A 23,403-nucleotide genomic window follows, 5' to 3' on the forward strand; every position below is an offset into this window, starting at 1 on the left:
GCATTAACACAACGTAACCTATTTACATCGTGTGCCACTGCAAGGCACGCATTGGTTTAGCCCGACGAGACTAAACCTAAGCATGTGGCTAAAGTTAGATCTTTGAACTACGTTGTGTTTCTTGCCAGTTTGTTGTTATGGCAACATTCACATCCGATTTCTGTAATGGGTCTTTACCTAAAATCATGTCAGCTGCTTTTTCGGCAACCATAATAGTAGGCGCATTCAAGTTTCCGTTAGGAACCGTTGGGAATATAGATGAGTCAACAACACGTAGTCCTTCAATACCATGTACTTGCGTATTTGAGTTAACAACGGCCATATCATCTTCACCCATTTTGCATGAGCAAGAAGGGTGGTAGGCACTTTCTACGGCTTGGCGTACAAAGGCATCTATTTCTTCATCTGTTTGAATATGTTTACCAGGTTGAATTTCTTCATCTCGGTATTCATCAAAGGCATTTTGTTCGATTATGTCGCGTGTTAAGCGAACGCACGCTCTAAAGCCTTCAATATCGTCTTGGTGTTCAAGGTAATTAAATAAAATGGTTGGTGGTTGCTCAGGATTCGCAGAAGCAATAGTCACACTACCGCGACTTTTTGGTTTGTTATGACCAACATGTACCTGAAAACCATGACCTGCAAATGCACTTCTACCATCGTAACGCATTGCCGCTGGTAAAAAGTGATACTGAATATCTGGCCATTCAACACCTGGTTTTGAGCGAATAAACGCACACGATTCAAAGTGATTCGTTGCACCTAAACCCGAACGCGTTAGTAACCAACGCGCACCAATCAAACCTTTTGAAACAATGCCTAGTTTGCCATTTAGCGTGATAGGTTGCTTACACTTGTATTGAAAGTAAAACTCAAGATGATCTTGTAAGTTTTGACCAACACCAGGTAAATGATGCTGTACTTCAACGCCTGCTTTTTCAAGCGCTTGAGTATCACCAATACCAGAGAGTTGTAAAATATGTGGAGAGCCAATTGGGCCTGCACTTAATACAACGTCTTTTGCTGCATGGGCAGTTTTAACGTCGCCATTTACTTTGTATTCAATGCCAGTGGCTTTTTTGCCGTCTAAAATCACGCGTTGTGCAAGTGCACCTGTAATAATTGTTAAATTACTACGCGATTTAACAGGGTCTAAATACTCACGAGAAGCAGAGCTGCGCACGCCGTCTTTTACGGTCATGTGCATTGGGCCAAAACCCTCTTGCTGCGAGGCGTTGTAATCATCTGTTGAGGCGTAACCAGCTTCAACACCTGCTTTTATAAACGTGCGATAAAGCGGGTTTTGCATTTCGTTGCCGTTATTAACGCCAAGCGGGCCTTTGCCACCACGGTAAGTATTTTCACCAAGGTAAAAGCTTTCTGCCTTTTGAAAATACGGTAAACACGATTGGTAATCCCAACCGTTTGCACCGTGTTGCTGCCATTCGTCAAAATCTTTTGCGTGGCCACGTACATACACCATGCCATTAATAGATGACGAGCCGCCTAATACTTTGCCTCGTGGACAATGCATTTCACGGTTATCTAAATGAGGCTCTGGCTGGGTATGAAACTGCCATGCGTATTTATCGCTATTCATAGGAATAGATAACGCAGTTGGCATTTTTATAAAAATACTTTTATCGCTACCACCAGTTTCAAGTAGTAACACGCGGTTATTTGAATCTTCAGATAAACGGTTTGCTAAAACACAACCCGCCGAACCCGCGCCAACAATAATATAGTCGAAATGATTACTCATAGTAGGGCGCCTTAAAATGGGCTTTCTATGTCGGCCATACCAACATAAATAGACTTAGTTTGCGTGTATTGATCAAGCGTTTGAATACCATTTTCACGGCCAATACCCGATTGCTTATAACCGCCAACGGGCATTTCAGCAGGTGAGTTACCGTATGCATTAATCCAACAAATACCGGCTTGTAACTTATGAATCACGCGGTGCGCACGTTTAATATCACTCGTAAATACGCCAGCTGCTAAGCCTAGGTGTGTACCGTTAGCGCGTGCAATCACATCGTCTTCGTCGTCAAAAACAAGCACGCTCATTACTGGGCCAAATATTTCTTCTTTAACGATAGTCATGTCGTCACTACAATCAATAAATACAGTCGGTGCTACAAAATAACCATTAGGTGCAGATTCTGGTGAAAGCGTTGTACCACCAGTTAAAAGTGTTGCACCTTCTTCAATACCTTTATTAACGTAGCTCATTACTAGTTCTTGATGCTTTTTAGAAATAAGTGCGCCAAAGTTAGTATTTAAATCTTGTGGGTCGCCAGCAATGATGTTTTTCTCAGTGCGCGCTTTAAGCTCATCAATAAACTGCTGATAAATATTTTTATGAACGTAAATACGAGTACAGTTAGTACAAATTTCGCCTTGCGTATAAAAGTTACCTAACATAGCAGCGCTAACCGCTTGCTCAATATTGGCGTCATCAAATACTAATAGTGGAGATTTACCACCGAGTTCCATCGTGACATCTTTTAGCGTACCGGCAGCACTTGCTACTACTTTTTTACCTGTGCCTACTTCACCCGTAAACGATACCTTATCAATGTCGCTGTGCTGTGTTAGCCACTGACCTACATCGCCAGCACCTTGAACAACATTAAACACACCTGCAGGTACGCCAGCTTCAAAAAACACTTCAGCAAGCTTAATAGCGCCAAGTGGTGTTTCCTCAGATGGTTTAAATATAAATGCATTACCAGCAGCGAGGGCAGGGCCCGACTTCCAACATGCAATTTGTAGTGGGTAGTTCCATGCACCAATACCCGCACAGATACCTAGTGGCTCTTTACGTGTGTAATAAAAGTCATCACCCACCATTTGCTGTTGGCCTACTTGTGCAGGCGCAAGGCCTGCAAAGTATTCAATTACATCAGCGCCGGTTTCAATATCAACACAATTTGCTTCTTGCATTGGTTTACCGGTGTCGAGTACTTCTACAAGTGCTAGCTCATCATTGCGCTCGCGTAAAATAGCCACTGCTTTTAATAAAATGCGGCTGCGTTCAATGGGTGTCATCGCTGACCACTGAGCAAAGCCTTGCTTTGCACTGGCAATGGCTGCGTTTTGAATAAATTCGTCGGCAATCTCTACTGCGTAAATAACCTCGCCCGTAGCTGGGTTTGTTACATCAAATGTTTTGCCGCTCTGGTTTGCAAGAAAATGGCCGTTAATAAAATTTTGATAGACAGGTGTAGTCACGCTAGGCTCCATATTGCTTGATAAGTGAAAGTACGTAGCTTTTTGCTAACTTTTCACTGTGTTTAAACTGATTATTGTCTGATTTACTCAGTACTGCTCTTAACCATAGGCCATCGATCATTGCGGCGCTAAGTTCTGCAGCTTGCTTTGCTTGCTCAATAGGCATTAATTGCTTAAAAGAAAATGCTAAATTACTGTGCAAGCGTCTACTGTTTACATTTTGTAGTCTGTGTAATTCTTTATCGTGCATCGATTGTGCCCAAAAACTCAACCACGTTCGGGTTGTATCATTGCGTTGTTGTACAAGCGCAAAGTTGGCTTCGACAATATACATTAAACGTTCAGTCGCATTTGTTTGATGGTTTACTTTACCTATCAAGTCTTGCTTTAAGCTTGTTAGTAAGTATCGAACAGTGGCTTCAATCAGCCCCTGCTTACCACCAAAATAATGACTAATAATACCCGACGATAAACCTGCATTTTTACTAATGCTGTTTATAGTCGTTCCTTGCAGACCTTTGCTTGCAACAGATTCTATAGTTGCGTCAATTAACTGCTGACGCCTGACAGGTTCCATTCCAACTTTAGGCATAATTTTTATTAATTGAACGTTCAATAAAGATAAGCTTAAGGTAATAGCTCTAACAATTCAAGGCTGAGGTAAACATCTAGATGCCAAAATGTAGATGAATCATTAATAAAAGCGCAACTAATGAGATAAAGAAGATAAAGTTTTATTTTATTTAACTGTATATAAAACATTGGGTTGTGAGGTTTATTTTGAAATTAAATAATAGTAATGATTTGTTTACAGCAATAAATGAATAAAATGTGTAAAAATCGTTAGTGCAGTAATGGTTAGAGTACTAATAGTATTATTTTAATGCAGAAGTACACTAAACCTGCAATTGCTTAGTGCTCTAATAAATTTATATCAAGAGTAAGCTTTGCGGTTTTATCGTTTTAAAGCGCTTGGTTTGAAAAGTTAAGTTTTGAAAGGTCAGGCATTATTGATAACGCCTTTAAAAAGGAGGGGATAACGTCTTAATCTATTGCCAATATAGTCATCAGCTAAAATTTGCTGGCAAATAAAATCAATATCTTCGCTTGCTTCAAAAACCCAATCAAAGCGCTCTATAGCAAGTAAAAATCCACGCTTTAAATGAGTTTGCGCACGGTACTGTTCTAAATTGTGTTGAATAATTGAGACTTTGCTTGGATCAGCTTTAAGCTCTTCTACTACTTGGTTTATAAAAGTAGTATTGAGCTTATTGCTTGTATTAGAAGGGCGGTTCCTGAGTTTTCGTGGGTGCATTAGCTCTCGTTTGCAATGTTGTATAATTTTTTTAAAAAATCATCTTTATTTTTTTCGTGTTCGTAGTCAAGGTGGTAGGTATTATGAAAACCAAAGCGTAATTCAACACCGCTTCCCTGCAAATATATAGTGTAACCATCTACATCTGAATAAGCAGTAATGCCTTGATAATGTTTACCTTCGTCAGTCATTTCGCCTTTTTGAATGATGCGTTCATACACGGCTAAAATCTGTTTGTTGTCAATTTCGTTTTTCATACTTCACCCTTTTATTTAATACCTCATACGATAAGGATATGAGGGTCGATCATCTTAAAAACAATAGCTAAAAATGTGTGATATTGCTTTGTAATTTAGCCTTTTTAAATTAAGCTCAAAACTCATTTAATGTTGAGCTTACACCATGATAGACAAGGCGTTACTACTAAAAACTCGTGAGTTATCGGATCAATTAATTGCATTGCAAACGCCAATTAGGATACTCGATGCTATTAATTGGGATAAACAAACTAAAGAGGAGTTTTTTAGACAAAAATGTCAAAAAAATCCACTTATCGATCGTGCTTATTATCAACAGCGCGGCCTTGGTTTTGTCCCTAGCGAGTTACGCCAAGCGTTTTCTACTTTGCACCGTAACATTATTAACCAATTGGGGCAGTTGAATCCGATTGCTCAATATATGGGAAAAATGTGCACTGAATATAAAACAGTATTAAGTATGCTTGAATATCGTGGTACGCCAGAGTTTCATGATTTATCGGTGGAGCTATTTGGTCATCCTAAAGATTTATTTCATGCGGGTGAGCCATCACTTTCTGAACTCGCTAATATGCTAGATAAACCACTGCAAAATTTACTTATAGCCGACATATTGCCCGACGATCCTAAAAATATTGATGCTGTAGACGCTGTGCGTATTTTGTCTGAGCAAGTAAATAGCAGTATGGCAGGTATAAACGTAGAGGTAATGCTTAGCGATGGTATTGTCAGTGATGCAGCCGCCGGTGCTAATAATATAAAGCTTAATCAAGATGTTAAGTTTTCGCAGCGTGAACTTGATATTTTAGAAGTCCACGAAGGGTGGATACATGTAGGCACCACTCAAAATGGTTTAGCACAGCCGTATTTAACGTGTTTGAGTAAAGGCACGCCAAGCTCCACTATTACTCAAGAAGGTTTGGCGGTACTTACCGAAATTATTACATTAAAATCGACCCCAAGGCGTTTATCTAAATTAGTTAACCGGATTCAAGCAGTTACAAAGGTAATAGATGGCGCTGAGTTTGTAGATATATACCGTGATTACGTAGCGCAAGGCTTATCAAAAGATGACAGTTACACACTCGCGCAGCGAGTATTTAGAGGTAGCACGCCAACGGGTTTGCCTTTTACAAAAGATATTGCCTACATTAAAGGCTTTGTACTGGTATATAACTTAATTCGCGTGGCGATACAGTTGGGTCGAATCGATAGACTGCCTTTATTACTAGTAGGTAAAATATCGATAGATGATTTTAGATTAATATCGCAGCTTCATGATTTAGGTGTAATAGAGAGCCCGCAGTTTGTACCACCACACTTTAAAGATTTACGTGGTTTGGCAACGTGGTTAAGCTTTGGTCGCTTTATTGGTGACCTATCGTTTGAAAAGTTAGAAAACGATTATAAACCGTTATTTTTATAATTAATCAACATAACTTACCAACATAAAAAAAGCCCATAATGGGCTTTTAGAATAAAGTACTTTAGGTTTAGCTATCGAGCGTTCGTGCTTTCAAATATTTTGTCAGCTGAGGCTGCAACAAAACCCGTATAAAGCTCGCCGTCTGCTTTAGGGTAACGAATAGCAAACTCATAAAAGCAGCTAGGAATGCTCATATCGCCATTACTAAAAGTAACTGAGTATTCATCAGCAAGTGTTGACGATTGCTCTAGTAACACCTCTGGTGAGCCTTTAACTTCGCCGCCTGATGTATTAAGCGAAAAGCCAGCATCTTTCAGAGCTTGATTAACATCATGAATATTATCAAACTTAGCAAGCGTATTAATATTTACAGTAAAGTGGTTAGCACGGTAACCCCACGCCGACATCCACGCTGCATATTCACTCTCAGCAAGCAGCTGTTTGTAAGTATCGGTGCTTACTTGCCAATGTGTGCCCGAGTATAAAAAATCATCTGCAGTTACGGCGTTTTCGTCAATTTTGCTTACCATATCGGTTACGATAGCTTGTAACTCAGGTGAGCATTTTTCGACTAATAACTCAGAGATAAACACTTTTGGCTGATTAGGATCGCTATGCTCGTAGTGCTTTGCGTAGAGTTTTTTAGCTTCAAAGTGGTATTCACCACATTCTTTGTAACCAATCGCTAAAAAGTGAGCCGCGAGTTTTTCAAGGCCGACCTTTTCAATATTAAATGTACGCAGTGCAATATGATCGTTAATAATGTCATCTTTTTGCGTTGACCCTAAAAGGTCATGAATTTTGTCTGCCGATGGAGTTACGTTTAAGTAGTTTTCCCAAAGGTTATTAAATAATGTGTTTACATCAGTATGCATATCAAATCCTTAAATCTTAAAATTTGGTTTTATTGCTTATTCAATTATTAAGCCCGGCGCTAGGGTTTGCGGTAAGCTCACTTTGTCTGATTCAACAGACGCTACAGGGTATGAGCAATAATCAGCGGCGTAATAAGCACTTGCTCTGTGATTACCACTGGCACCAATACCGCCAAATGGAGCTGCGCTTGAGGCACCCGTAATAGGGCGATTCCAGTTAACAATACCGGCGCGAATACGCTTTAAAAAGTGAGTGTAATCATCTTCACTATCGCTAAGTAAACCAGCGGATAAGCCAAAGCTTGTGTTGTTGGCTTCAGCAATGGCGCTGTCAAAATCGTCAAAGCGATATACTTTAATCAGCGGTCCAAAATGCTCTTCATCTGGCATGTCGGTAACGTGTGTTACATCAATAATACCCGGGCTTACAAAACCTGTGCCTGGTTTTAATTGCTTAAGTTCAACAAGGATTTGCGCGCCTTTTGATACTAATTCACTTTGCGCAGCAACCATGCCTAATGCTGCTTTTTCGCTTATCATTGCACCCATAAAAGGCTGCTCTGTAGCAAAGCTGTCATCTACAACTATGTTTTTAGTCGCGCTTATTAGCTTTTCTAAAATAGCATCGCCATTGAGCGACTTTTCAATAAATAAGCGGCGTGCACACGTACAGCGCTGGCCTGAGGTAATAAAACCAGATTGAATAATATCGTGCACAGCAGCGCTTACATCACTCACGTCTTTTACAATCAGTGGATTATTACCGCCCATTTCAAGCGCTAAAATCTTACCAGGGTGTCCAGCAAATTGCTTATGTAATAAGTGACCTGTGTTTGAGCTACCGGTAAAAAACAGGCCATCTATATCTTTATGAGAGGCAAGTGCTTTACCTGTTTCAATTTCACCTTGCACAAGGTTAATAACACCCGCTGGTAAGCCCGCTTTTAGCCAAAGTGAAAGCGTAAATTCTGCAACGTGCGGCGTCAGTTCTGATGGCTTAAATACCACGGTGTTGCCTGCTAAAATTGCAGGAACAATATGCCCGTTTGGTAAATGCCCAGGGAAGTTGTACGGGCCAAAAATAGCAACAACGCCATGCGGTTTGTGTCTAATAAACGCTTTAGCACCAGGCATTGGGTTTTCGGTTGTACCTGTACGCTCATGGTATGCTTTTACAGATATAGCTACTTTACCTGTCATTGCGCCCACTTCGGTGCGGGTTTCCCATAATGGCTTTCCAGTTTCGCGTGCAATTATGCTAGCAAACTCTTCGCTGTGTTCTTTTAATTGTGCTGCGAAGTTTTCTAAAATAGCTATACGTTCTTCAAGTGGTTTGTCGGCCCATTGTAATTGCGCTGCTCTGGCTGCTTTTATAGCTGAATCTACTTGATCAGCGTTTGCGCCATTACCTTGCCAAACCACATCACCATTACTTGGGTTGATTGACTCAAATGCAGGGCCAAGGCCTGTATGCCATTGGTTATTAATTAGGTGTGTATTCATAAATAATTTACAGGCGGAAAAATCGCGCTGCATCTCCTTGGCTTAAATTAAGCGCCTTAGCCACATCTTGGCTAATGACGAGAGTATGTTTTGCATGATTGTAATGTGCGTCTTTGGTAAAGGTTGCTCTAAAGCCACTTACACCTTGATTACATACAGCCAGCGTATCAGAGCTATTTTGTGATATGTGATCAAGCTCACCAATTGTTATAGGGCAAACTTGAGAGTCGCGAATACTGCGAATATTACCAAGTTTTGCTTCAACCGTTGGACCTGCGTCAAATAAGTCAACGTAGCCTCTGTGCTCAAAACCTTCTTTTTCGAGTAGCTTTAGCGCAGGTTTTGTTTTTTCATGCACATGCCCAATAACTGCTTGGGCTTTTTTGCTAAGCAAGTTCACATAAATAGGGTATTTAGGCATTAACTCGCTAATAAATACCTTATCGCCTAAGCCCACTAAGTGATCCGCTTCTGGAAATTCGATACTAAAAAAATGCTCTTGAAGCCATTGCCAAAAAGGTGAGTGCCCATCTTCGTCGCTCACGCCGCGCATTTCTGCAATAACAGTATCGGCAAAACGCTCGCTATGCTGCGCCATAAACAAAAAGCGTGAACGCGATAAAAATCGACCCGTTAGCCCTTTGCGGCTATTTTCGCGCAAAAACAATGTGCATATTTCAGAGCAACCTGTGTAGTCGTTACACATACTTAAAATATCAACGGTGTTGTATACATTTAAAGTAGGCGAATGATGTACGGTTTTACCTAAATGATAATGATACAAAGGTACCGACAAGCCCACTGCGGCTTCTATCGCGGTTGTGCCAATAACGTCACCTGTTTCACTGTCTTCTAAAACAAATAAGTAGCTTTCATCTAACGGCTGATTAATGTTTTTAGCGAAGCTTTTTTCAGCGCGTTCAATTTTTTCTTTTAGCTGTGCATCATCAACAGGTAAAGAGGTAAACCCATGACCGGACTCAATCGCTATTTGTTTAAGCGCGTCAAAATCATTGGCGGTAATAGGACGTAATACTTGCATTAATTACTTGCTCCAATAGCGCGTTTATTAAACGCGCTAAATTTTATTAACCGTTTACTACATCGCTAACGGCTTTTTCAAAGCGCGCTAAGCCTTCTTTAATATCTTCAAACGGAATAACTAAAGATGGCGTAAAGCGAATTACATTCATGCCAGCTACAAGGTTCATTAAACCATTATTAGCACTTGCTACTAAAAAGTCGCGTGCACGGCCTTCAAATTTTTCATTTAGTACTGCGCCTATTAGTAAGCCTTTACCGCGTACTTCACTAAACACGTTGTATTTTTCGTTAATTGCATTTAAACCATCACGGAATAGCTGTTCGCGCTCTTTAACACCGTTTAATACATCAGGTGTATTTACGGTATCAAATGCAGCTTCGGCTACGGCACAAGCAAGTGGGTTACCACCGTAAGTAGAACCGTGCGTACCAATTTTTAAATGCTCAGCAATGTGTGTGCGAGTGATCATAGCGCCAATAGGAAAACCGCCGCCTAATGCTTTTGCCGTTGTTAAAATATCAGGTACAACCCCTAAGCCTTCGTAAGCGTATAAATCGCCTGTGCGGCCAACACCTGTTTGTACTTCATCAAAAATAAGTAGTGCGTTGTGTTTAGTACACAGTTCACGTACTTTTTTAGCAAAATCATCTGTTGGTGAAATAATACCGCCTTCACCCTGTAATGGCTCCATCATAACTGCACATGTTTTATCGCTGATCAGCGCTTCAAATGCAGCAATGTCGTTAAAGTCACAATGTTCTATGTCAGCAGGTTTTGGACCAAAGCCATCTGAGTAAGCAGCCTGTCCGCCAACAGTTACGGTAAAGAAAGTACGACCGTGAAAGCCTTTGTTAAATGCAATTATTTGCGATTTTTCAGCGCCGTACACATCAAGTGCAAAACGACGGGCTAGTTTAAGCGCCGCTTCGTTTGCTTCTGCACCTGAGTTTGCAAAGTAAACTTTGTCAGCAAATGTTGCTTCAACCATTTTTTGAGCTAAACGAAGTGCTGGCTCATTCGTCATTACATTTGATAAGTGCCAAATTTTCTCGCCTTGCTCTTTTAATGCTTTAACAAGCGCCGGGTGACAATGACCCAAACAGTTAACGGCAATACCACCTGCAAAATCAATAAACTCGTTGTTATTTTGATCCCACACACGAGAGCCTTCGCCACGAACAGGAATAATAGCTGAAGGGTTATAGTTTGGTACCATTACGTCGTTAAATAAGTCTCTTGTTACTTGCATTTTGTACACCTAAATTGAATGGGCTTAGATAAATGATTAGTTGCTAAATTAAAGAAGAATATAGCCTTTATTCTTCAGCAAACACGTTATTATTTTTTGTAGGGGTCATTATCGAAGGTTAACAGTTAAATTTGCAGTGCTATTTTGTGAAAAATGGTTAGAATAAAAGTCAAATTAACGAAATAAATACGCATTATGATAACTCTACAAGACGAGAAACTACTTTCTGTACTAAAAACAAACGCTAGAGCCAGTATTTCTGACCTTGCTCGCATGCTCGATTTATCTCGTTCAACAGTACAAAGCCGTATGCTTAAATTAGAAGAAACGGGTGTGATTAAAGGGTATAGCGTTGATTATGGGGATGACTATTTAAGTAAAATGGTATCAGCTCATGTGTCTATTAAGGTTAAGCAAAAGTTAACGACAAAAACGAACATAGAGCTTAAGCAAATAGATGCAATTTCTCAGCTCTATGCCATAAGTGGTGAGTTTGATTTAATTGCTGTGGTACAAGCGCAAAATCTAGAGCAGCTTAGTCATTTGCTAGACGATATAGGTAATCTTGATGGAGTAGAGCGCACTACATCGTCTGTTATTTTAGAGACCAAATTTAAGCGATGAGCCAAAGTACTTATAATTCCAATACAGCAAGTTATTTTGTTGCTGTATTGGTGGTTGTAGGTGTTGTTTTTGCTCTTTTAATCACTTCTTTGGTTGCTTCATCTAATTTAATAAAATAAGCATTACCGCCAATACCTTTAAACTCTTCATCGGTAAATACAATGGTGTTGTCATCAAAAAAGGTGACTGCCTCTTTTTGGGTAACAATCCCTAAATCTATTTTTGATACATCACCAGAGAAAAACTTATCACCTTTAAAGTTTTCAAATAACCAAAGACTCGTTGAATCAAGTAATACTAATTTTTTACGATCGGGGCTAAGCGCTGCAGAGGTTATCCAGCATAGCTTTTCAAGCGTGGTACACGTTTTGAATGAGTCAACTAGCTCTGCATCAAAATTAGCAGCATGATCGCCTACCTTATATACATTTGTGATCCCATCAAATGGCTCAGTCCTGTTTTTAGTAAATAGGTATAAGTGACGCCCCAGTGCAACAAAAGCTTCTAAATCATAGTTGCGTTTATCGGGCTCTACAGGTGAGCCATCGAGATCAGGATACGTAAATTTTATAATTTCCGCTTCGGTGGTGTCGCCTTTAATATCAATAGGGTTTTCGATTTTATAAATAGTCAGCCATTTGCGCTCGTTTTTATTATTACCAAAGTCGCCTAAAAAAAAGTGCCCAAACTTATTTTGAGTCATGTCTTCCCAGTCAATATTTTTAGCGTTAGTCACTAAAATTTCTTTAGCAATGGAGCCATCTTTGTTTAGCCGGTATAGTTTTGGATCGTCACCACTGTCGTTAATAGCCCATAGACGTTTTTGTTTATCAAATTCGATGCCTGAGATTTCTTTTAATTTGGGATCAACTGAGATTTCTTTTTTACTATAAAGGGTATAGATTGAAGAACCAACAAGTGTGGCTATTATTAAAAAGGCGATGGTTATAGTTATTAGAATGCTTTTTTTCAACATGAAAATTATTATATTTCAGAGTATTAAGATACTGCGTATTATCGCTGATGAAAGTACATAACAAAAGAATTTTATAAATTTAGGTAATACTTTTGGATTGTTTAACTTTAAATCCGATTAAATAAATAATATGTGATGTACGCTTAGTTGGTTCAAATATTGCTCTGTACTACTGAGCTTTTTAAAAAAGATTGTTTATATACTAACCGCACTTTTTAGGTGCAGAAAAAATGAATTGTTGCACTGTAATAATGCGTAAATAAAGTTTTGGTTAACTTAGAACGTGTTTAATGATTTTTTATGTAATCCACATCGCCTTTTTGTTTAGTTGTATGGCCTGTGGCAAAGATTAAGTACCCTTTTTGGTTTAATTGGAGCCTGCTATGTTGAATAAACGTTTTTTTAAAACAAAAGATGAAACTGAAGTAACCTTTGAGTTTTCTCACCCTGAGGCAGAAGAAGTTTGTTTATTAGGTGAGTTTAATGACTGGCAACCTGTGCCAATGAAGCTTAATAAAAAACAAGGTGTGTTTAGATTTAAGCAACGCTTACCTATCGATCAACAATTTCACTTTCGTTATTTGATCAATGGAGACATTTGGGATAACGACCACCAAGCTGACGGTTATATCGGCAATACATTTGGCACAGAAAACAGCATAGTAAATACTCAACGCACTAATTAAGGCGATTCAATGGATGCTCTCTCGCAGTTGTTTTACCTGCATGGTATTGGCTTTGAATTCACTAAGTATACGGGTGAACAAGTGTTTTTTAGCGAAGACACGCGTAAACGTGCTTTGCAATGTTGTGGTGTTGATACAAATAACGAAGCCGAAATAACTCAATTAACTTATGATTTAGATGCATCGCTTTGGCTGGATTTAGTACCGAGCGTGAGTTTAGTCGAGCAAAGTGCATGTTTGTTAAAGCTTCGTATAGATGAACGTCAACAGTATTTATCTGCTACCATTAATGTCCCTTCACTTGGAATGCATATAGCATTTGACAACCTTTATAACTTGGTTGTCACTGGTGAATATTACTTGCATGGCGTTCGCTATATTGAGCTGGCACTACCCATAGAAACTATGCCGATTGGTTATCATGACGCTAATGTTCAAGTAGGTGAACAGCATGCAATTACGCAACTTTGGTGTGTGCCTGAGCAAGTTTATCAAGTTGAAGACACGAAGCGCACTGGGTTATCTATTCAGCTTTACACATTAAAAAATAAAGCGCATTTAGGTATTGGCGACTTTGACGATTTACTAACGCTTACAAAATTATGTAGCTCGCAAAATATGGATTACATATTACTTAATCCACTGCATTTGTTATTTGCTGATATACCTGAGCGTGCAAGCCCTTATAGTCCTAGTAGTCGGGCTTTATTAAACCCTCTTTATATTTCTATAGTATTAAGCGAAGACGCACAAAATAACGCAGTCCTGCATGATCTCATGCAACGAGACGATGTAATTACACTTATAAAAAGTAATGATCAATTTATAGATTATGAAAATGTAAGCCGTATAAAGTATGCGTTATTTGAAGCGCTTTATAATCAGTTTGAATTAACGGCAAGTGATGAGCGTCGCCAAGCGTTTACTGATTTTTGTAATACTCATTCAACTACGTTAAACACCCTCGAATCAGATAACTTAACATTTGATTATTACCTGCAGTGGCAAGCGCATACGCAATTGGCACTGTGTCAAAAAAGTTGTGCAGAGCGAGGTATGGCTATTGGCTTAATCAATGATTTAGCTGTTGGTTGTGCGGGTGATGGAGCTGAATTTAAAAATCAAAAGCCACTGTTTAGCCAAGGTGCAAGTGTCGGTGCTCCACCTGATCCATGGGCCGAAGCTGGCCAAAACTGGGGGCTTCCAGCACTAAATCCTCAAAGTCTTAGTAATAATCACTACCAATTTTATCGCTCGCTCATTCGCGCAAACATGCAAAACGTAGGTGGACTTAGAATTGACCACGTAATGGCTATTAGGCGCCTATGGTGGTGCTTTGAAAACAATGGCGAGCAAGATGGCTGTTATGTTTACTACCCGTTTGAACACTTACTCGCCATTTTAAAAATTGAATCACATATTAATCAGAGTATTGTTATTGGAGAAGATTTAGGCGTTGTGCCGCCAGAGGTAAGACAGGCTTTGGCATCTAGCGGTATTTTTTCTAACAGCTTATTTTATTTTGAAAAACAACACAGTGGTGAGTTTTTATCGACTGATGAGCTAGCAACACAGTGTTTGTTAATGATAGCCAATCATGATGTACCGCCTTTTACAGGTTGGTGGCAGCATGCTGATTTAAATATTAAGCAACAATACAAGCTTATTACTTGCAATGAATACGAGCAATTAAAGCAACAACGAATAGAAGAGCAACATAGGATACTACGATTTATTAATCGCCATACCAATACAACCGAGCTTCTATTACATAGTAATTCAGTCGAAGTATATAACGCACTAGCATTATGTTTGGCGGGTTCTCAATCGCGTTTATTTGCAATACAAATAGATGATTTAGATGAGCAGAAGTATCCGGTTAATATCCCCGGGACAGACAAAGAATATCCTAATTGGCGACGTGTATTAACGCATACCAGTGAAGAAATTTTTACCAAAAATGCCTCACTTTTAGCTGCAATCGATTCAATAAGGAAAGGTTAAATGAGCAGTACAATTAATAAAAAATCTTCAGCGCAGGACAGCTCAGAGCTTGCTAATTCATTACAGGACAGCTCAGTACATGAAAATAGTTACGATGCACAAGTACATGCATTAAATACCGGACGATTTAAAGACCCATTTAGCTTTTTAGGGTCACATAAAACGGATGCTGAGGTTGAAATTCGTTTTTACTTACCTTGTGCAATAAGTGTGAGTGTTACATTAAATAATAAAAGTATTAAGGCGCAGCGCTACCAACAAAGTGACTTATTTATAGTCAAAGTTGATGCGCTGCCCACTGCGCCTTATCAATGCATTGCTCAGTACACAAATAGCAGCACTACCTTTTATGATGAATACAGCTTTGAAAGCACACTTGATGCAGAGGCAATGTATTTATTTAACGAAGGCAGCCTTGAACATGCTTACTCTCATTTTGGTGCACATTTTAGCACTCAACAAAATGTAGAGGGTGTGCGCTTTTGTGTATGGGCGCCTAATGCAGCAAGTGTCTCTATTATTGGTGAGTTTAATTTTTGGCAAGCTAATCGCCACTTTATGCGTTTCCATCCTGCAAGTGGTGTATGGGAGTTATTCGTACCAGGTCTTAAAGCCGACATGTGCTACAAATTTGCAATTACCGCCCAAAGTGGAGAAGTACTCGAAAAAGCTGACCCCTATGCATTTAAAATGCAACAAGCACCAGGTACTGCAAGTGTACTGCAGTATAAACCAGAACCTATAACGCTCGGCGCTCAGGCACTTCAAAACCGACAAAAGCGTAATCATATTGATGCGCCAATTAGTATTTATGAAGTGCATTTAGGCTCATGGCAACGCGCTGAAAACAACCGCTATTTAAGTTACACAGAGCTTGCTGACAAACTCGTTAGCTACGCCCTTGAAATGAATTTTACCCACCTTCAACTTATGCCAATAAGTGAATACCCGTTTGATGGTTCGTGGGGGTATCAGCCTGTTGGTTTATTTGCACCTACCAGTCGTTTTGGCGATTACAACAGCTTTAAATACTTTGTAGAGCAATGCCACAAAGCTAATTTAGGTATTTTACTTGATTGGGTGCCTGGGCATTTCCCCAGCGATCCGCATGGCTTACATCGATTCGATGGCACTCATTTATATGAGCATGCCGATAAGCGCCAAGGTTTTCATCCTGATTGGAATACCTACATTTATAACTACGACCGCCCTGAAGTTAAAAGCTTTTTGATTTCAAATGCTATGTATTGGTTACATCAATTTGGTTTAGATGGTCTGCGTGTAGATGCCGTAGCCTCTATGTTGTATTTAGATTACAGCCGAAAAGAAGGCGAGTGGATTGCTAATTGTTATGGCGGGCGCGAAAACTTAGGTGCAATTGAGTGCCTAAAGCAAGTCAATATGCGCAGCTATAAAAACAACCCAGGCATTATGATGGTGGCTGAGGAGTCAACAGCGTGGCCGGGTGTCACCCAAAGTGTTGAGCACAACGGCTTAGGCTTTGGCTATAAGTGGAATATGGGTTGGATGAACGATAGTTTGCATTACATGCAGCACGACCCTTTATACCGTCAGCATCATCATCACGAAATGACTTTTTCGATGGTATACGCTTTTAGTGAAAACTATATATTGCCATTAAGCCACGATGAAGTAGTCCACGGTAAAGGATCGTTAATTGAAAAAATGCCAGGCGATGATTGGCAGAAATTTGCTAATTTACGCGCTTACTACGCATTTATGTGGGCACATCCGGGTAAAAAACTCTTGTTTATGGGCGGTGAAATTGCACAGCGAAAAGAGTGGGGACACGATCATTCTATCGATTGGCATTTACTTGAGCACCAAAGCCATAACGGTATAAAGCACACCGTAAAAGCGCTCAATACCGTTTATAAAAACCAACCCGCATTGTATGAGTTAGATTCGAGCGCGGCTGGTTTTACCTGGATAGATAACAATAATAATCAGCAGAGCATTTTAAGCTTTGTTCGCTATGCTAAAAACGCAAAAGACTTTGTGGTTGTTATTGCTAATTTTACCCCCGCGTCATATGAAAACTACGTTATTGGCGTACCGAGTAAAGGGCGTTATAAAGTTGTTTTAAATACAGACGATACTCAGTTTTTTGGCTCTGGCGTTGAGGTAACTAAAGATTCATCGCAGATAGTTCAGGCAATAAATGAATCAAATCATGGCTTTAAACACAGTATTTCAATTGCCATTGGTGGCTTAACAACTATTTACTTACAAAAGGTTGATGATGAGTAACCAATTTGATGTAGCCCCCGGTAATGTAGAACCGCTAGGTTCTAGTGTTATTAATAATGGGGTTAACTTCGCGCTTTATGCGCCAGGTGCAAGCCAAGCCTATGTGTGTTTGTTTGATAAAAGTGGCCATTCAGAAATCCTAAAAATGGCGATGAATATCAACGAAGGGGGTATTTGGAGTATTCATATTTCGCCATTAAGCGCAGGCGCACTTTATGGCTTTAGAGTTGAGGGTGAATATAACCCTAAAAATGGTCAACTATTTAACGAAAATAAACTACTGATAGACCCATACGCAAAAGACTTGTTTGGTGAGTTTACATGGAGCGAACGCCATTATGGGCAAATGCCAATTGGCACTAAAAGCACCGTAAATAATGCGATTGATATACCTAAGTCAAAAGTAGCCCCCCCTACGTTGTATGCGCATAAAAAGCCAAACCACCGTTGGTCAAACACGGTTATTTACGAGTGCCATATTAAAGGCACAACGTGTCGTCATCCTAAAATACCTAAATCTCTACAAGGAAAGTTTTTAGGGTTAAGCCACCCAAGCTTTATTGAGCATTTACAAAGTTTTGGCATTACAGCAGTTGAGCTTTTACCTGTTCATTCTTTTATTAGTGAGCAATTTTTAACAGGAAAAGGGCTGCAAAACTATTGGGGTTATAACACGCTTAACTTTTTTACCCCCCATAAAGACTATTTAGTAAACGACGATATAAACGAGTTTAAGCAAATGGTGCGCGAGCTTCATGCTGCTGACATAGAAGTTATTTTAGACGTTGTTTATAACCATACAGCAGAGGCGGGGGCCGATGGCCCAATATTATCGCTAAGAGGCTTTGATAACTTAGCGTATTACCGCACAGTAGAGGGTCAGCCTAATGTATATATAAACGATACCGGCTGTGGAAATACCATAAATATTGATCACCCTAAAACACTGCAACTTGTACTTGATAGCCTTCGTTATTGGGTTGAAGTAATGGGAGTTGATGGTTTTAGGTTTGATTTAGCGACCATTTTAGGGCGGTCGAAAGCAGGCTTTAGCTCTGCACATACTTTTTTACAAGTGGTAGCTCAAGACCCAGTGCTAAACAAGGTTAAGCTAATAAGCGAGCCGTGGGATATCGGCCCTGGTGGCTATCAGTTGGGTGCATTTCCGCCGCCGTGGCGAGAATGGAACGATCAATACCGCGATGTAATTAGGCGTTTTTGGCAAAGTGAAAAAGGCATTATAGCAAGCGTTGCAAAACGTTTGCATGGATCGTTTGATATTTTTGAGCACAGCCAGCGCGGACCACTCAATAGTATTAACTTTATAACGAGTCATGATGGTTTCACGCTTGCTGATTTAGTGAGTTATGAGGAAAAACATAACGAGGCTAATGGTGAACAAAACAGAGATGGGCACAGTGCAAATCATTCGTTTAACTGCGGAGTTGAAGGCTTTACCAGTGACTCAAAAATAAACGCACTGCGCTTACAACAACAAAAAAACTTTTTACTTACTTTGATACTCTCAAAAGGTGTACCCATGATTGCCGCTGGCAGCGAAATGGCGCACTCGCAAGGGGGTAATAACAATGCTTATTGCCAAAATAATCGTACGAGTTGGCTTGCCTGGAAAGATTCTCAGCTTAATCATTCGCTAACACGATTTATTGATGACGCGTTAAAAATTAGACGCGCACACCGTGCGTTTAAACACAGTGTATTTTTAGATGATATAGACGAGCGTTTTACCGTTAAGTGGTTTACCGAACAAGGTAAAACCATGACCGACGCGAATTGGCATGAAGATACCAGGCAGTTTTTAATGTATAGCTTACTTGATAAGCAAAATAATCATGCATTACTGATGGTATTTAATGCCAGTAAAAAAACAGTTTTTTGCCAAATGCCGCCTTCGCCTATAAATGCACCGTGGCAAATGGTTTTATCAAGTGTAAATAATGCATCTGTGAGTAGTAATGAAGATGCGATGGTTGAAATTACAGCACAAAGCAGCTGGGTTTTTAGTGCCAATTTAGAGGATGTAAGTCATGGTTAAACAAAGTGATCAAGTATGTGTAGTAAAGGGCTGGCAAGAAGGTCCTGTTATAGATGAAAGTACGCTTAAAGATGACTTAACACGGCATTTTTATTATACCCTCGGCCGCGATAAGGTCGGCGAATCAAGACTGTATTTATACCATGCTTTAGCGCTGACTATTCGCGACAGACTTGTTGCCCGCTGCAGAGAAACGAATCAACAAATTAAGCAAGAGAAACGCCGCAAAACGGCTTACCTTTCTCTTGAATTTTTAATGGGACGTGCGCTAGGTAATGCAATACTAAACCTAGATTTAGACGACCAAGTTGCTGCTGCATTACAAGAATACTGCACAACAGTAGAAACGCTTGAAGATGCCGAGCACGACGCAGGTTTAGGTAACGGTGGTTTAGGCCGCCTAGCTGCTTGTTTTTTAGATAGTTGTGCAAGTCTAGCGTTACCTGTCATTGGTTATGGCCTTCGTTACGAATACGGCATGTTTAACCAATCAATCAAAGATGGCAATCAAATTGAGCAACCAGATAATTGGCTACGCGAAGGACACCCGTGGGAGCTAAGCGCACCAGAGCACGCTAAACGTGTGAAATTTGGCGGCTACGTGCAAAGTTACACAGATAAATTTGGCCGAGAGCATCGCCAGTGGATGAGTTCACAAGATGTATTAGCAGTCCCTTACGACGTTCCTGTCCCGGGTTATAAAAACAATATTGTAAATACGTTACGCTTGTGGAAATCAGAAGCGACGGATGAATTTAACTTAACCGAATTTAATGCCGGTAGTTACTCAGAAGCCGTTGCACAAAAAAACCTAGCTGAACAAATTACCATGGTGCTGTATCCAAATGACAGCAGCGAAAATGGTAAGGAGCTTAGGTTGCGCCAACAATACTTTTTATCATCTGCGAGTATTCAAGATGTAGTAGATCAATGGGTTTCTCAACATGGCGAGAGTTTTAGTGACTTTGCTGATTTTCATGTTTTTCAGTTAAACGACACGCACCCAAGTATTGCCGTTGCAGAGCTGATGCGCATTTTAATTGATGATTACGAACTTGATTGGAACGATGCTTGGCAAATCACTACTAAAACAATGGCCTATACAAACCATACGCTACTTCCTGAAGCGCTTGAAAAGTGGTCAGTTTCGTTATTTTCAAAGCTATTGCCACGTATTTTAGAAATAGTTTACGAGATAAACGCACGCTTTTTAGCACAAGTAGCACAGCAATGGCCGGGTGATGTTAATAAACAACGTGCCTTATCGTTAATTGAAGAGGGCGACGAGCCGCAAATTCGTATGGCTTATTTAGCCATTGTAGGTAGTTACTCTGTAAATGGCGTAGCAGCACTGCATACCGAACTGTTAAAAGCGGGCTTATTTAAAGAGTTTTACGCGCTTTGGCCAGATAAGTTTAATAACAAAACAAATGGTGTTACCCCAAGACGTTGGCTTGCACATTGTAATCCCGTTTTAAGTAAATTAATCAGCGAAAAAATTGGTCATGGCTGGGTTAAAGACTTTTCAACTATTAGTGACCTACGCCGCTTTTTTGATGACAAAGCATTTCATGGGCAATGGCAAAACGCTAAACGTGAAAACAAACAACGTTTAGTTGATTTAGTTAAGGCGCGCTGCGATGTAGATTTTGATGTATCAATGATGTTTGACGTACAAGTAAAGCGTATTCACGAATATAAACGTCAGCTATTAAACATACTTCATGTGATTCATTTATACGACCGTATTCGCCGTGGTGATACACAAGGGCTTGTTCCTCGCTGCGTTTTATTAGGTGGTAAGGCAGCGCCTGGTTATTACATGGCTAAAAAAATTATTAAGCTTATTAATAACGTGGCAGAGGTTATAAATAAAGATCCGTTAGCGGCCCCGTATTTACGCGTCGCCTTTTTACCTAATTATAATGTAACCGCTATGGAAGTGATTTGTCCTGCAACCGATTTGTCAGAGCAAGTATCTACCGCAGGTAAAGAAGCATCTGGTACTGGCAACATGAAGTTTATGATGAATGGTGCATTGACGATAGGCACGCTAGATGGTGCTAACATTGAAATTAGGGACGCTGTTGGCGCAGATAATTTCTTTTTGTTTGGCGCACAAGCGCATCAAATTGATGATATTAAATCGCGCTATAATCCTGAGCATTTAATCGCGCAAAATAGCGATTTAAATAATGTAATGCAACTACTCGAAAGCGGTCATTTTAACTTGTTTGAGCCGTGCTTATTTGACGATATAACCAATGCAATTAAAAGCCCGCACGATCCATGGCTTGTTGCGCACGACTTTGAAAGTTACGTAGCAGCTCAAAAAGAAGTAGATAAAGCGTACGCAGATCAAACCTACTGGACACAAATGAGTATTTTAAATACGGCAGCCAGTGGAATGTTTTCAAGTGATAGAACCATAAGCCAATACAGTGAAGACATTTGGCATTTAGAACCCCTCAATATTAGTGAAACAGACTTAACGACAACTAAAAGCCATGCCACTAACAGCCTAGACTAAATGGAGAGAGTATTATGCCTAATTATGCAAATCGCTACATAAGTAGCTTAACCCGAGAAACTTACGCGTTAATACTGGCAGGGGGTCGCGGCTCTCGCCTGTATGAGCTAACCGATTGGCGAGCAAAGCCCGCAGTTTACTTTGGTGGTAAGCATCGAATTATCGATTTTCCACTATCAAACTGTATTAACTCGGGTGTGAGACGCGTTGGTATCGCCACACAATATAAGTCGCATTCACTCATTCGCCATGTAAACCGCGCGTGGGGGCACTTTAAAAAAGAGCTGGGTGAGTCGGTTGAAATACTCCCTGCATCTCAGCGTCAAGGCGATGATTGGTACTGTGGAACCGCAGATGCAGTTTTTCAAAATATAGATATTATTCGTCACGAATTGCCTAAATATGTGATGATTTTGTCTGGAGATCATGTGTATCGCATGGACTATGGTGCTTTACTGGCTGAACACGTGCAAAAAGGCGCTGATATGACCGTATGTTGTATTGAAGTGCCCGTAGAGGAAGCCGCAGATACGTTTGGTGTAATGACCGTTGATGAGCAAAACAGAGTGTGTCGTTTTGATGAAAAACCAGCCATGCCTAGCTCTGTACCGGGTAAGCCAGGTACTTGTTTAGCATCAATGGGGAATTACATTTTTAATACTGAATTTTTGTTTGAGCAACTTAAAAAAGATTCTGAAAATGAAGGCTCAGGCCGCGACTTTGGCCACGATATTATTCCGGCGATTATAGAAGAGCATAATGTATTTGCTTTTCCGTTTAGAGATCCAGACCAAGAAGGGCAACCTTATTGGCGCGATGTAGGTACGCTAGACTCGTTTTGGGAAGCTAATATGGAGCTGGTAATGCCAGAGCCACAACTCGACTTATACGATCCAACGTGGCCAATATGGACATATCAAGAGCAACTACCACCTGCTAAATTTATTTTTGATGACGATGACAGACGCGGAATGGCATTAGACTCTACCGTGTCGGGTGGGTGTATTATTTCGGGCTCTGCAGTAAGAAAGTCTTTATTGTTTTCTAATGTGCATGTTCGTTCTTTTTGTACCATTGAGCAGTCGGTAATTTTACCTGGTGCAGTTATAAACCGAGGTTGTAAAATTAAGCGTGCAATAATAGATAGAAGCTGTGAAATACCTGCAGGTCTTGAAATCGGTTTTGACAAAAAAACAGATGAAGAAAACGGCTTTAGGGTCTCTAAAAAAGGCATCGTTCTTGTTACCCGTGATATGCTCACTGAGCTTGCAAAAAAGTTAGAGCGCCAAGCGCGTGAGAATAAAAAGCTAGCGTAAAATACGTTAAATATTAAGCACGACAACAAAGCT

Annotated in this window: 18 protein-coding genes; 8 read left to right on the forward strand and 10 right to left on the reverse strand. The window is 40.1% G+C overall.

The window, feature by feature from the left end; all coding sequences use genetic code 11:
* Positions 1-94 precede the first annotated feature (94 nt).
* The 5 genes from betA to GQR54_RS03680 all read right to left on the reverse strand — a co-directional run bounded on the left by betA (position 95) and on the right by GQR54_RS03680 (position 4,809).
* Positions 95-1,762, reverse strand: a complete 1,668-nt coding sequence (gene betA / locus GQR54_RS03660) for a choline dehydrogenase (RefSeq protein WP_166376560.1) — start codon at positions 1,760-1,762, stop codon at positions 95-97.
* Positions 1,763-1,773: 11 nt separating this feature from the next.
* Positions 1,774-3,237 carry a betaine-aldehyde dehydrogenase gene (betB, locus tag GQR54_RS03665; protein ID WP_166376561.1) on the reverse strand — a complete coding sequence of 488 codons (1,464 nt, stop codon included), beginning with the start codon at positions 3,235-3,237 and terminating at the stop codon, positions 1,774-1,776.
* Position 3,238: 1 nt separating this feature from the next.
* Positions 3,239-3,814 carry a transcriptional regulator BetI gene (gene betI / locus GQR54_RS03670; RefSeq protein ID WP_197119055.1) on the reverse strand — a complete coding sequence of 192 codons (576 nt, stop codon included), beginning with the start codon at positions 3,812-3,814 and terminating at the stop codon, positions 3,239-3,241.
* Between the two features lie 423 nt (positions 3,815-4,237).
* On the reverse strand, positions 4,238-4,552 hold the full coding sequence (locus GQR54_RS03675; protein WP_166376563.1) for a hypothetical protein: 315 nt from the start codon (positions 4,550-4,552) through the stop codon (positions 4,238-4,240).
* Positions 4,552-4,809, reverse strand: a complete 258-nt coding sequence (locus GQR54_RS03680) for a DUF3081 domain-containing protein (protein WP_166376564.1) — start codon at positions 4,807-4,809, stop codon at positions 4,552-4,554. The genes GQR54_RS03675 and GQR54_RS03680 overlap by 1 nt, the downstream gene beginning before the upstream one ends.
* Before the next feature lie 145 nt (positions 4,810-4,954).
* On the opposite strand from GQR54_RS03680, the gene GQR54_RS03685 reads away from it, so the two are divergent.
* A complete protein-coding gene (locus GQR54_RS03685; RefSeq protein WP_166376565.1) occupies positions 4,955-6,235 on the forward strand; it encodes a flavohemoglobin expression-modulating QEGLA motif protein in 1,281 nt (426 codons plus the stop codon).
* Between the two features lie 71 nt (positions 6,236-6,306).
* On the opposite strand, the gene GQR54_RS03690 is transcribed toward GQR54_RS03685, so the two are convergent.
* The 4 genes from GQR54_RS03690 to GQR54_RS03705 are packed head-to-tail and all read right to left on the reverse strand — an operon-like array spanning position 6,307 to position 10,907.
* Entirely contained in the window at positions 6,307-7,110 is an 804-nt protein-coding gene (locus tag GQR54_RS03690; protein ID WP_166376566.1) for a DUF1338 domain-containing protein, read from the reverse strand.
* Between the two features lie 36 nt (positions 7,111-7,146).
* Complete coding sequence (astD, locus tag GQR54_RS03695; RefSeq protein ID WP_166376567.1) at positions 7,147-8,613, reverse strand: succinylglutamate-semialdehyde dehydrogenase; 1,467 nt, start codon at positions 8,611-8,613, stop codon at positions 7,147-7,149.
* Between the two features lie 7 nt (positions 8,614-8,620).
* Positions 8,621-9,655, reverse strand: a complete 1,035-nt coding sequence (gene astA, locus GQR54_RS03700; RefSeq protein WP_007580762.1) for an arginine N-succinyltransferase — start codon at positions 9,653-9,655, stop codon at positions 8,621-8,623.
* Positions 9,656-9,701: 46 nt separating this feature from the next.
* Positions 9,702-10,907: an aspartate aminotransferase family protein gene (locus GQR54_RS03705; protein ID WP_166376568.1), complete on the reverse strand. Its 1,206-nt coding sequence runs from the start codon at positions 10,905-10,907 to the stop codon at positions 9,702-9,704.
* A gap of 195 nt (positions 10,908-11,102) precedes the next feature.
* Here GQR54_RS03705 and GQR54_RS03710 point away from each other — a divergent pair, with 195 nt between their 5' ends.
* Entirely contained in the window at positions 11,103-11,531 is a 429-nt protein-coding gene (locus tag GQR54_RS03710; protein WP_165741137.1) for an Lrp/AsnC family transcriptional regulator, read from the forward strand.
* A gap of 31 nt (positions 11,532-11,562) precedes the next feature.
* On the opposite strand, the gene GQR54_RS03715 is transcribed toward GQR54_RS03710, so the two are convergent.
* Positions 11,563-12,507: a hypothetical protein gene (locus tag GQR54_RS03715; RefSeq protein WP_166376569.1), complete on the reverse strand. Its 945-nt coding sequence runs from the start codon at positions 12,505-12,507 to the stop codon at positions 11,563-11,565.
* A 383-nt stretch (positions 12,508-12,890) separates the two neighbouring features.
* On the opposite strand from GQR54_RS03715, the gene GQR54_RS03720 reads away from it, so the two are divergent.
* Genes GQR54_RS03720 through glgC form a run of 6 tightly spaced genes read left to right on the forward strand, consistent with a single transcriptional unit; the run spans position 12,891 to position 23,370 of the window.
* Positions 12,891-13,193 (forward strand): isoamylase early set domain-containing protein, encoded by a 303-nt coding sequence (locus GQR54_RS03720; RefSeq protein ID WP_166376570.1) that lies wholly within the window; start codon positions 12,891-12,893, stop codon positions 13,191-13,193.
* A 9-nt stretch (positions 13,194-13,202) separates the two neighbouring features.
* Positions 13,203-15,197 (forward strand): 4-alpha-glucanotransferase, encoded by a 1,995-nt coding sequence (gene malQ, locus GQR54_RS03725; protein ID WP_166376571.1) that lies wholly within the window; start codon positions 13,203-13,205, stop codon positions 15,195-15,197.
* Positions 15,198-17,468 (forward strand): 1,4-alpha-glucan branching protein GlgB, encoded by a 2,271-nt coding sequence (glgB, locus tag GQR54_RS03730; protein WP_166376572.1) that lies wholly within the window; start codon positions 15,198-15,200, stop codon positions 17,466-17,468.
* A complete protein-coding gene (gene glgX / locus GQR54_RS03735) occupies positions 17,461-19,524 on the forward strand; it encodes a glycogen debranching protein GlgX (RefSeq protein ID WP_166376573.1) in 2,064 nt (687 codons plus the stop codon). The genes glgB and glgX overlap by 8 nt, the downstream gene beginning before the upstream one ends.
* Complete coding sequence (locus tag GQR54_RS03740) at positions 19,517-22,054, forward strand: glycogen/starch/alpha-glucan phosphorylase (RefSeq protein WP_166376574.1); 2,538 nt, start codon at positions 19,517-19,519, stop codon at positions 22,052-22,054. The genes glgX and GQR54_RS03740 overlap by 8 nt, the downstream gene beginning before the upstream one ends.
* A gap of 14 nt (positions 22,055-22,068) precedes the next feature.
* Positions 22,069-23,370 carry a glucose-1-phosphate adenylyltransferase gene (glgC, locus tag GQR54_RS03745; RefSeq protein ID WP_166376575.1) on the forward strand — a complete coding sequence of 434 codons (1,302 nt, stop codon included), beginning with the start codon at positions 22,069-22,071 and terminating at the stop codon, positions 23,368-23,370.
* The last annotated feature ends 33 nt before the right edge of the window (positions 23,371-23,403 follow it).

This window comes from Pseudoalteromonas sp. Z9A4 (assembly GCF_011378845.1).
GTDB lineage: Bacteria > Pseudomonadota > Gammaproteobacteria > Enterobacterales > Alteromonadaceae > Pseudoalteromonas > Pseudoalteromonas arctica.